This window comes from Tepidiforma sp., from assembly GCF_034432735.1.
Classification (GTDB): Bacteria; Chloroflexota; Dehalococcoidia; order Tepidiformales; family Tepidiformaceae; genus Tepidiforma.
Map to the genome: position 1 here is coordinate 23,227 of NZ_DAOUBJ010000024.1, position 10,923 is coordinate 34,149.

The 10,923-nt window shown below is 66.7% G+C and carries 10 protein-coding genes; 5 read left to right on the forward strand and 5 right to left on the reverse strand.

Annotated elements, in window-relative coordinates; translation table 11 throughout:
• Window positions 1-6: 6 nt before the first annotated feature.
• From VAE53_RS01995 to VAE53_RS02010, 4 genes are read right to left on the reverse strand one after another with little or no spacing between them, the layout of a single operon-like run.
• Window positions 7-804, reverse strand: coding sequence for an NAD-dependent deacylase (locus tag VAE53_RS01995; RefSeq protein ID WP_322817686.1), 798 nt, complete (start codon window positions 802-804; stop codon window positions 7-9).
• Window positions 801-2,357, reverse strand: a complete 1,557-nt coding sequence (locus tag VAE53_RS02000; protein ID WP_322817687.1) for a glycerol-3-phosphate dehydrogenase/oxidase — start codon at window positions 2,355-2,357, stop codon at window positions 801-803. Before VAE53_RS02000 ends, VAE53_RS01995 begins: the two co-directional genes overlap by 4 nt.
• Window positions 2,354-3,850, reverse strand: a complete 1,497-nt coding sequence (glpK, locus tag VAE53_RS02005; protein WP_322817688.1) for a glycerol kinase GlpK — start codon at window positions 3,848-3,850, stop codon at window positions 2,354-2,356. Before glpK ends, VAE53_RS02000 begins: the two co-directional genes overlap by 4 nt.
• A gap of 40 nt (window positions 3,851-3,890) precedes the next feature.
• A complete protein-coding gene (locus VAE53_RS02010) occupies window positions 3,891-4,415 on the reverse strand; it encodes a DUF3090 family protein (protein ID WP_322817689.1) in 525 nt (174 codons plus the stop codon).
• A gap of 178 nt (window positions 4,416-4,593) precedes the next feature.
• On the opposite strand from VAE53_RS02010, the gene VAE53_RS02015 reads away from it, so the two are divergent.
• From VAE53_RS02015 to VAE53_RS02025, 3 genes are read left to right on the forward strand one after another with little or no spacing between them, the layout of a single operon-like run.
• Window positions 4,594-5,559, forward strand: a complete 966-nt coding sequence (locus VAE53_RS02015) for a WYL domain-containing protein (RefSeq protein ID WP_322817690.1) — start codon at window positions 4,594-4,596, stop codon at window positions 5,557-5,559.
• A gap of 21 nt (window positions 5,560-5,580) precedes the next feature.
• Window positions 5,581-6,966, forward strand: coding sequence for an aminopeptidase P family protein (locus tag VAE53_RS02020; RefSeq protein WP_322817691.1), 1,386 nt, complete (start codon window positions 5,581-5,583; stop codon window positions 6,964-6,966).
• Window positions 6,963-9,095, forward strand: coding sequence for a S9 family peptidase (locus tag VAE53_RS02025; RefSeq protein ID WP_322817692.1), 2,133 nt, complete (start codon window positions 6,963-6,965; stop codon window positions 9,093-9,095). Before VAE53_RS02020 ends, VAE53_RS02025 begins: the two co-directional genes overlap by 4 nt.
• On the opposite strand, the gene VAE53_RS02030 is transcribed toward VAE53_RS02025, so the two are convergent.
• The gene (locus VAE53_RS02030; RefSeq protein WP_322817693.1) at window positions 9,092-10,006 is read right to left on the reverse strand and encodes a methionyl-tRNA formyltransferase; all 915 of its coding nucleotides are present in this window, start codon (window positions 10,004-10,006) and stop codon (window positions 9,092-9,094) included. The genes VAE53_RS02025 and VAE53_RS02030 overlap by 4 nt on opposite strands.
• 230 nt (window positions 10,007-10,236) lie before the next feature.
• On the opposite strand from VAE53_RS02030, the gene VAE53_RS02035 reads away from it, so the two are divergent.
• Entirely contained in the window at window positions 10,237-10,722 is a 486-nt protein-coding gene (locus VAE53_RS02035; protein WP_322817694.1) for an N-acetyltransferase, read from the forward strand.
• A 10-nt stretch (window positions 10,723-10,732) separates the two neighbouring features.
• A partial coding sequence (locus tag VAE53_RS02040) for a hypothetical protein (protein WP_322817695.1) occupies window positions 10,733-10,923 on the forward strand: 191 nt, incomplete at its 3' end.

The window sequence follows — 10,923 nt, forward strand, 5'->3', positions numbered from 1 at the left end:
TCTCGGTTATGGCACGAGAAGCAGGTCTACCAGAGCCGGCAAGGCTACGCCGGCCGGCGCCCGAATGACGACGTCGCTGATCTCCGAGAGCGCTGTCTCCTCCGGATTGACCTCGATCAGCGGAGCGCCTCGCCGCTTCGCCAACACGGGAAACTCCGCCGCCGGATAGACGACCGCGCTCGTCCCCACCGTGATGAACAAATCGGCCGCGAGCGTCTCGCGGTAGCACGAGTCGAGCGCATCGCGTGGAATCGGCTCGCCGAACATCACGACGTCGTTCTTGTAGAGGCCGCCACAAGATGGGCACGAGGGCGGCAGGCGTTCGAGATTCACGGTTTCCAGCCGCTCGCGCGCGCCGCACTCGACGCAGCGGACCTTGTAGCGGTTCCCATGAATCTCCGTCACCCGCCGCGAACCGGCGACCGCGTGGAGGTTGTCGATGTTCTGGGTGATCACGTGCGCCAGCCGTCCCATCTGCTCGAGGTCGGCCATCGCGTAGTGTCCGGCGTTGGGCACCGCCCGGTCGATCGCCTCCGAAAAGGGCGACCCGGAGGTCTCGTGGGCAATCGCCTCGCGCCACCAGGCAGCTGGGTCACGCCGAAACAGCTCCCACCCGTCGATCGTCGGCTCCCCGAACCGTTCGTACACGCCGCCGGCGCCCCGATACGTGGGGATGCCGCTCTCGGCAGAAAGCCCGGCGCCCACCAGCGCGACGGCATGAAGGCTGCGCCGTAGCAGTGCCGCGGCTCGCCGCAAGCCAGCCTCGACCGCCGGGTCGGAGAGTGCCGGGTGAGTTGCTGTCAAAGCGCCCCCTCTAACGGAAGATGATACGCCACCTCATTCTCGTATGCCGCTACCTGACGTTCCCGCTCCGCAGCGTTCCAGCCCAACTCCTCGCCCAGCAGTTCGGCGGCGCGTCGGTGACAGCAGAGGCCCCGGCAGCTTGCCCAGCCGATTCCCGTCCGCCGGAGCAGGGCATCGCCAACCGTTGCCGCTTGCTCGTATCTCGCAACAAAGCGGATTTCCCCAACGATGCCCGGGGCGTGCGGGCACAGTACTTCGTCACCCAGCGCAGCGACCTCCGGCACCAGCCCGCCGTACCTCCGCAAATGCCGGCGAAGCGGCCGTTCGAAACCGAGAGCCAGCAACTGCTCCCTCCACCCTGCCGGCGGTGCAGCCTGCCACCGCTCCGGCTTTCGTCCCGTCAGCCGCTCGACGACCTCGAGCGCGAGCGGACGGAACGTGCTGAGCTTTCCACCGACCACGCTATACATCCCCTTCGCCCCGCCCAGCCGCTCGTGGTCGATGACTGCGTGCCGCCGCGATATCGCTGCCTCCGGCCCCCCCTTCACCTTCTGCAGCGGGCGAAGCCCCGCGTACGCATATCGGATCCGCTCTCGCCGAATGTCGAGCCCGGGGAGCAGTGTGCGACCCTCCTCCAGCAAATACTCGATGTCCTCGCGGGTCGGCCGGACCTCGCTCGGATCGCCGTCGTACCGCTCGTCGGTCGTTCCGATGAGCAACAGACCATCCTGCGGTACCGAGAAGAACACCCGCCCGTCGCTCTTCGCCGTGCTAAAGATCGCCTCGTGCCCCGGGTCGCCATCCAGCTCGACGACGATGTGCGAGCCCCTGGTTACCCCGAGCAGTTCCAGTGGCGAGAGGTCGCCGAGTCGATTGACCGCATCCACCCACGGGCCGGCCGCGTTCACGACCGCGCGCACCGGGACTCCGACCAGCCTCCCGCCGGCAGCGACCTCCACGGCCTCCACGGCGCCGGCGCGCGTCGAAATGCCGGTCACCTGCGCATGGTTGAACGTCGAAGCACCCAACTGTCGCGCTTCCCGCACGAGCTCCCACGTCAGGCGTTCGGGCGCGATCACCCGTGCATCGAAGAACGAGAAACCGCCCCGTGCCTCGGCTGGAAGAAATGGCGCCATCTCCCGCAACGCTCGCTCACCGAGTCGTCGGTGCGGTGGCACCGCCCGGTAGAGTGCGAGCAGGTCGTACGTCGCCAGCCCCATCCGCAGCTGCCAAGCTGGCCGCCGCGTCCAGGGCAACAGTGGGAGCAGGAATCGCTGTGGACGCACCAGGTAGGGACGCGTCTCCAGCAGCCAAGCCCGCTCCCGGAGGGATTCGAAGACGAGCCCGACGTCGCCGTGCTCCAGGTAGCGTAGGCCCCCGTGAATCAGCTTGGTCGATCGCCAGGTCGTCCCGAACCCGTAGTCCGAGCTCTCGAACAACGCGACGCGAAGGCCAGCCACCGCGGCTGCCCGAGCGATCGCGGCTCCGTTGATCCCGCCCCCGATGACCGCCACATCCAACGGGGGCCCCGAGGCGAGCGCTTCCAGTGTCATGAAGCCCAACCGAGCGTTCGCTCCACGGCTCTCCGCCAATCCCGCAGCCGGCGGTGCCGTTCCGCGCTCCCCAGACGTGGCTCGAAGACTCGTTCCGGGCGCCAGAGCTCCGCCACCTCGTCCGTGCTGGACCATGCGCCCGCGGACAGTCCCGCCAGGTAGGCGGCCCCCAACGCCGTCGTTTCGGTCGATAGTGGTCGAAGTACTGGCACGCCGGCATAGTCGGCTTGGAGCTGCATGAGAAGATCGTTCACAGCCGCGCCACCGTCCACGCGTAGTTCGCGGATCGGCTCGGGAAGCGATTCATTCATCACCTCGATCAGCTCCGCACTGGCCAACGCAATCGCCTCCAGCGCCGCCCGAGCGAGGTGCGCTCGCGTCACCCCGCGGGTAAGCCCGAGGATCGCGCCACGCGCGTGCGGGTCCCAATCTGGCGCCCCGAGGCCAGTGAACGCCGGTACGATAACGACGCCGTTGCTATCCGGAACGCTCGCCGCTAACGCCTCGATCTCCGCCGACTCGCGGATGATCCCCAACTCGTCTCGCAACCACTGCACCAGCGCGCCCGCCACGAAGACCGAGCCCTCGACGACATACTCCGGACCTTCGAGCCCGGCACCCGCACCGAGGCTGAGGAGCAGGCCCGACCCGGGCACCGAACCTTTCCTCCCCGCGTTCGAAAGCAGGAAGCAGCCAGTTCCGTAGGTGTTCTTCGCCACGCCTGGAGCGAAGCCGCCCTGTCCGAACAACGCGGCCTGCTGGTCTCCCGCCACCCCTGTGACTGGGACCCGGCAGCCAAACTCCTCACCGTCCGTGAACCCGAACGACGCCCGCGACGGCACGGCCGTCGGTAACGCCGCACGAGGCACCTCGAACAGATCGAGCAAACTGTCATCCCAGCGGCCCCGCCGCACGTTGAAGAGCAACGTTCTCGAAGCGTTCGTGAAATCCGTAAGAAAGCTCTTTCCGCCCGTCAGCTTCCACACCAACCACGCGTCGACTGTCCCCGCGCAAATCTCGCCCAGCTGTGCCCGCCGACGGAGTTCAGGATTGTGGCGAAAGAGCCAGGTGAGCTTCGTCGCGGTGAAATATGGATCCAGCTTCAGCCCGGTGGCTTGCCGCACCCGTTCCTCCTCGCCCGCCGAGCGCACGTCCTCGCAGATGCCGGCCGTTCGCCGGTCCTGCCAGACGATCGCCCGGTGGACCGGCGCGCCCGACTCCCGCTCCCACACGACTGCCGTTTCGCGCTGATTCGTCACCCCAATGCAGGCGATATCCGCCAGAGCCAGCCCGGCCTGTGCGAGCGCCACGCCGATAGCGTCCAGCGTCGAACGCCAGATTTCCACTGGGTCGTGTTCCACCCAGCCAGGCTGAGGGTAGTGCTGCGTGAGCGGCTGCTGGCCCACGCCGACGATCGCGCCCTCGTGGTCGACCACAAGCGCGCGCGAACTCGTGGTGCCTTGATCGATAGCGAGGATGTACGGGGGCGTCACGGCCTGGAGTATACGAAGCTCTGCCCCGACCAGGACAGGCTCAAACCTCGTCGATGCGGTGGTGTCCGTTGCGGCGCACACACATATGCCCGCTGGGATCGATCGGTGCCGTGCAGAGCGGGCAAAGCGGGCGCCCCGCCGCAATCACCGCCGCAATCTCGCCTCGGAGCTCGAATCCCCGTCGGTAGTCGAACTCCATCGTCATGGTCGCCGTGGTATCCCCACCCGGAGGTCCCCCCGCAGCGATGAGGACGATGTGTCGCTCCTCGGCGTTCACCCCCATGCTCAATTGCATGACCTGCAGCTCGAGGTCATCTTCCTCTGTCGGAACCAAAGCATCGCCCGGCGCGTCATCCGGACGAAGGGGCACGTACTCGTATCCCTCGTCGGTCAGGACCGTCTCGATGGCATCTCCCAGAGCGGCGAGCTGCTGCTTCTCGAGCCAGATCGACGCGCTGAAACCCCCAGCGTTGATCACCCGCAGGCGAAAACGCCGCCTTCCCGGCTCGCCAATAGCCTCCGCCGAGATGTACGAAAGCCGCCCGAGATCGATTGGCTCACTCATATCCGACGATCGTAGGGCAGCTTGGCCCTCCCGTCGCGCTTCTCTTGCCCTTTACGCCCCTCGGAAGCGTGCAGAAAATTCACAAAACGAAACGGGAATCGAGAGTTTGCGACAAACTTTGTCGCTCACCTGACCTACGTTTCTTATTCGAGGCCACACGAGGGAGGTGTCCCGTTTCATGACCGAACAAACCCGGCGCTCGACTCGCCTGATCCGGATTCGCGATATCCTCGTGCGCCGGCCCAGCGGCGTGAGCACGCTCGAGCTCGCCCGCGAGACCGGGTACTCCCAGCGCACCATCCAACGCGACCTCCTCGCCCTCGAGTCGGAGCTCAACCTGCCACTGATTCAAGAGAGCCGCCGATGGCGCATCATGGACGGCTACAAGCCGCTATTCGGCCCCTTTCGCCTCACGCTGCAGGAGAGCCGCGCCATCTACTTCGCGATGCGCCTAATGCTCCGGTCCGCCGACGAGCAGGACTTGGACGCACTTACCGCCTTGGAGAAGGTCGCTGCCGCCCTCCCGAAGAGCATGGCCGAGCACATGCAGCGTACCGTTCGCGAGTACCGGCAACTCCCCGTCGATCGCGAAGCCGCGGAGACGCTGGCGCGCCTAACCGAAGCATGGGCAACCAATCGCACCGTCATCATCGATTACCGCTCTGCCCATAGCGCCGAGCTTCGCCGCTACGAAGTCGACCCGTACATCCTCGACCACACCGAAAGCGGCACCTACCTCGTCGGTTTCTCCTACAGCCACGGCGAGGTGCGGGTCTTCAAAGTCGATCGCATCCGAGCCGTCGAACAGACGGCACGCGAGTTCGCCCCCGTCAACCTCGATCGCCTCGCAGAGGTCCTCCGGAATAGCTGGGGTGGCGTCGTCCTCGGAGAGTCCCGCTACGATATCGTCATCGATTTCACCCCGGCCGTCGCTTCCCGCATCCGCGAGAGCTATTGGCACGTCTCCCAAGAGCTCGAATCCCTCCCCGGCGGTGGAGTGCGGCTCAAGGTCTCCCTGCCTAGCCTCCTCGAAATTACCCCATGGGTCATGAGCTGGGGCCCCGAAGCCATCGTCGTAGCCCCCGACGAGCTTCGCCAACGGGTGGCGAACCTCCTGAAGGCGGCAGCAGCGCGCTACGCCTGAACCATCGGTACACTTTCACCTGTGGGGTCTCCCGGATTGGTCGCCCAACGGCGCCAGCAGGTCGCCCGCGCGTGGGCCTTGGAACGCGGCGCTGTCCTCGTCGCGAGCGGCCTCCCAGTGCCCATCGCCGGAACCGACCAGTACCACGACTTCCACGCCCATCCCGAGTTCCGGTATCTCGCCGGCATCGCGGAACCGGCGAGCGTCCTTACCTTCGACCCCGGCGAAGGGTGGAGGCTCTTCGTCCGCTTCCCCGACCCTGACGACCGCATCTGGACCGGTGACGGCCCCGAACCAGCGTCGCTCGAGGTCCATGCCGGCCTGGCCCCCCAGCCAATCGAGGAACTCGCTCCATGGCTCGAGGCTCGACGGACTGAACCCCTCGCCCTCCTGGGTAACGACGACCTCCGTCACCGACCGGCTGGCTACCACCTCCCGTCTATCGACCGATTCGAGGCCGTTTTCGACGACGGCCTCAAGGCTCGCCTCTCCTGGCAGGTCGCTGAAGCTCGCCGCTCGAAAGACCCAGCGGAACTCGACGCCATGCGACGCGCCGCAACCGCCAGCGTCGCCGGCCATCTGCACGCGCTCCGTTCCATCCGGCCAGGGTTGACCGAGCGCCTCGTCCAGGTCGAAATCGAAGCGGAGTTCTTTCGTCACGGCGGCGATAGGACTGCCTACGGTTCCATCATCGGCTCCGGGCCCAACGGCGCGATTCTTCACTTCACCCCGACTCGGCGCACCCTCGCCGCTGGTGAGCTCGTGCTCATCGATGCCGGTGCCGAAGTCGACGGTTACGCCAGCGATGTCACGCGAACCTTCCCCGCCGGACCGCGCTTCGAAGGCATCCAGCGCGACATCTACCGCCTCGTCTATGACGTCCAACGTGCGGCAATCGCCGCTGCGCGGCCCGGAGTCGAGTACCGCGACCTTCATCTCGCGGCCTGTCATCGAATCGCCGCCGGCCTCGTCGACCTCGGGATCCTCCGCGGCGACCCGACTGGCCTCGTCGAACGCGACGCCCATGCTCTCTTTTTCCCGCACGGGCTCGGCCACCTGCTCGGCCTCGCTACCCACGATGCCGGCGGCTGTCTCCAAGGCCGCACCCCGAGCGACCGCTTCGGGCTCAAATGGCTCCGCGCCGACTTGCCCCTCCAGCCCGGCTACGTCGTCACGATCGAACCCGGGATCTACTTCATCTCGGCCATCCTCCGCGATCCCCAGCGCCGCGCCGCATATCGCGACGCCGTCGATTGGGAGCGCGTCGATGCGCTGCACGGCTTCGGCGGCATCCGCATCGAAGACGATGTCCTCATCACCGAAACCGGCTCGGAGGTCCTCACCGCCGCCCTACCCGCCGAAATCGAGGCAATCGAATCCCTCCGCAGCGAGGCCTTCGCCAGGTGACGGCCCCGCCACCCCTCACCATTGCCGACCTCGCGCGCTTCCCGCGCCCGGGGACCAATGTGCCCGGAGGCCTCGGATTCACACCCGATGGGCGCTCGGTCACCTACCTCCACTCCGCCGAAGGCAACCTCGTCCGAAGTCTTTGGAGGCTCGACCTCGAAACTGGCGAGCGGACCGTGCTCGCCGGCCCTCCCCCCGCCACTACCTCCGAATCCACCCTCTCGCGCGAGGAGGAGCTGCGCCGAGAACGCGCCCGCCTCCGTGAACTCGGCGTCACCACCTACGAGTTCGCGCCCAAGAGTCCCGAGCTCACCCTCCTCGTGCCCGGCGGCGGCCGCCTCTGGCTCCTGCGGGGCAGCGGCGAGCTCGAACCCGTCGCTGGAACGGAAGGCGCTGTCGACGCCCATCTTTCACCCCAAGGTGACCGCATCGCCTTCGTACGGAATGGCAACCTCTTCGTGCTCGACCTTGCCGACGGAACCCCGCGCCAACTCACGCACGACGCAGAGGACGGCCTGACCAACGGGCTCGCCGAATTCGTCGCACAAGAAGAGCTGGACCGGCACCGCGGCTTCTGGTGGAGCCCCGACGGAGCGCGGATCGCTTTCATCCGGGCCGATTCCCGTCACATCCCTGAGTACCCGATCGTTCACCAGGGGCGCCCGACGATCGACATCGAACGCCACCGCTATCCCTTCTCGGGCCAGCCCAACGCGATCCTCGACCTCGCCATCGTCGACGTCCACAACGGCCGGACTGAGTGGCTCGACGTCGGTCCTGAGCGCGACATCTACATCGCTCGGGTCGGTTGGCGGTCCGATGGAGCGCTCGCTGTACAAATCCTCTCGCGCGACCAGCGCACCTTGCGGTTGGTTCTCTTCGAATCCGGCCCGCGAGGACGGACGCTCATCGAAGAGTTCCAAGAGCCATGGATCAACCTCGCCGGCGACACCACCTTCCTCGAAGATGGGCGCATCGTCTGGTCGACAGAACGGACCGGGTTCCGCCACCTCGAACTGCGGGCCGCCGATGGCTCGCTCGTCCGGACCCTCACCGGCGGCGAGTGGATGGTCACCTCGCTCCTCGGGGTCGATGAACCAAGCGGCTTCGTGTACTTCGCGGCAACGGCGGCTTCGCCGCTCGAGCGCCAGCTCTACCGAGTCTCGCTCGCAGGCGGCACCCCGGAGCGCCTGACGCTCGAGCCCGGCTGGCACGCCGGCGTACTCGCGCCGGGAGGCACCTGGCTGCTCGATGCCTGGAGCTCTCGCACTGCGCCTCCCCGAATTCTCGCTCACAACCTCGTCGATGGTCGCGACGTCATCGTCCACGGACCGGAAAACGTCGATGCTGCCTCCCTCGGCCTAGTCGTCCCAGAATTCCATGAAGTCACCGCCCCCGACGGGACCCTGCTCTACGGAGCCCTGTACCGCCCCGCCGGGTCGGAACCACCGTATCCCGTGATCGTCTCGGTATACGGTGGGCCCCACGTCCAACGAGTCATCGACGATTGGTCCCTGACGGTCGACCTTCGCGCTCAGTACCTCGCCCAGCGGGGCGTCGCCGTCTTCAAACTCGACAACCGCGGCAGCAGCGGCCGCGGGCTGGCCTTCGAGTCCCACATCTGCCGCCGCATGGGATCCGTCGAGGTCGAGGATCAGGTCGCGGGCGTCCGTTACCTCGCCTCGCTCCCCGACTTCGACACTTCCCGCGTCGGCATCTACGGCTGGAGCTACGGCGGTTACCTGACCCTCATGGCGCTCCTCGGAGCCCCGGACGTATTCGCCTTCGGCGTCGCGGGCGCGCCAGTGACCGATTGGGACGGCTACGACACCGCATATACCGAGCGCTACATGGGCACTCCCCAGAACAACCCCGAGGGCTACCGCGACAGCTCAGCGCTGAACCATGCGGCCAAGCTCCAAGGGCCCCTGCTCATCGTCCACGGCATGACCGACGAGAACGTCCACTTCCGGCACACCGCCCGCCTCATCGTCGCGCTTACGCAGGCGGGTAAAGCTTACGAACTGCTCCTGTTCCCGGAAGAAAGACATATGCCCCGCGACCCCCAGGGCCTGGAATACCAAGAGCAGCGCGTTCTCGAATTCCTCCTCCGCCACCTTCGCGGCTAGCGAAAACGATACCCCGCTTGCAACCTCACCGCCTTTGCCCACTCGCCCGCCAACATCTTTTTCCCGCCTTCCGGCTGCACGCGGAGCACGCGCAGCACACCCCCGTTCAACCGTATCTCGAATCCCTCGTCGTCGACCCGCAAGACGCGACCCGGCATCCCGGGCTCCTCGAGACCGGTGAGCCGGCAATCGAAAATCCGCAGCCGGGCCCCTTGAAAAGGAGTCCACGCGCCCGGCTGTGGATTGCAGCCGCGGATAAGCGCGTACAGTCGCTCGGCCGGCTCGTGCCAGCGGATCTCGGCATGCTCATCGCGACAGGGCGGCTCGTACGTTGCCTTGGCATGGTCCTGTTCGATCCGCGGCGCACGCCCGTCGCGAACGAGCGCTGCTGCCTCGGCCATCGCATCAACACCCATCGGGAACAACCGTTCGAAGTAGAGAGAGCCGACCGTGTCGTCCGGGCCGATCGGGCAAGACCTCTGCAGCAGGATAGGCCCGGTGTCTATCCCCCGGTCCGGCCAGAACACCGTCAGCCCGGTCTCTTTCCGCCCGAAGATGATCGCCCAGTTGATTGCCGAGGAACCCCGATGCAGCGGGAGCAAGCTCGGGTGGTACTGAATCGTGCCGAGCCGCGGCATCTCGAGCACCTCGTGCGGGATGATCTCGGTGACGAACGCCATCACGCAAAGGTCCGCCTGGAGCGCCTCCCACCTGCGTTGCGCATCAACCTCCTTGAACGTCCGAGTGTCGACGGTAGCCATCCCCGCAGCCACCGCCGCTGCCCAGAGCGGATCCTCGCGCCCTCCAGAAGGCGCCGGCGCGCTCACCCCAACGACCTCGAAGCCCTCGCTCACGAGCCTGCGGAATACCGCCTCACCGAAAGCCGCCTGCCCCATGATTACGACCCGCACGGTCTTCCTCCCGCCGGACATCCCGGCGCCCAAAGCCTACCGCGCTGTGAGCCTCGGACTCCAGCAGTGCAAAGCTGACCATCCCCGCAGTGTCCCGTACACTGCCAATATGGCAATGCTCCTGCGGTTCGAGGTGTTCACGGGCGACGCGACGCACGTCGCCCCCGCCCGCCGCGGTCCCTGACGTGACCCGCCATCCCCAACCCGCATCGCAGGAGCACCCTACGTCCATGTTCGTCGTCGAACCAGCCCGGCTAGCCGATGCGGCAGCCATCCACGAACTCGTTACCTTCTGGGCCGACCGCGGCGACATGCTCCATCGCCCCATCGGCGAAATCTACGAAGCCATTCGCGACTTCAAGGTCGCCCGCCTGGATGGCCAGGTGGTCGGCTGTGGTTCGCTGCACATCATGGGGCCGGACCTTGCCGAGGTCCGCTCCCTCGCCGTCGCCGAATCCATGCAGGGGCGGGGCGTCGGGGCCGCCATCGTCGCCGCTTGTGTCGAAGATGCCCGCCTGTTCGGCCTCGAGCGAGTCTTCGCCCTCACCTACCGGCCGGCCTTCTTCGAAAAGCAGGGGTTCCGTCTCGCCAACGTCCTAGAATTTCCCCAAAAGGTCTGGAACGAATGCGTCCGCTGCCCATTCTTCACCAATTGCAAAGAGGTCGCCGTCGTCTACGACCTCCGCGGGCCTGACATCTCCGTCCCGCGGGCGTAGACTCACTCGGGTGAACCCAGATCCCGCGAGCTACCTCATTCGCCGTGTACGAACCGTTGGGGCGGCCTCGGCCGACCTGCTCGGCGAGCTCGCCAGCAGCTGGCGCGAAGCCTGTCTGGCCGCAGAGGCTATCCCCTGGGGCGTCTTCAGCGGTCTGCTCGGCCTCCGGACCGACGAGCTCATCCTGGTAGCTGCGCGCCG

Coding starts and splice junctions, on each gene's coding strand:
- VAE53_RS02000 (WP_322817687.1), bottom strand. CDS start 2,357: ATGACACTGGAAGCGCTCGCCTCGGGGCCCCCGTTGGATGTGGCGGTC.
- VAE53_RS02010 (WP_322817689.1), bottom strand. CDS start 4,415: ATGAGTGAGCCAATCGATCTCGGGCGGCTTTCGTACATCTCGGCGGAG.
- VAE53_RS02035 (WP_322817694.1), top strand. CDS start 10,237: ATGTTCGTCGTCGAACCAGCCCGGCTAGCCGATGCGGCAGCCATCCAC.
- VAE53_RS02015 (WP_322817690.1), top strand. CDS start 4,594: ATGACCGAACAAACCCGGCGCTCGACTCGCCTGATCCGGATTCGCGAT.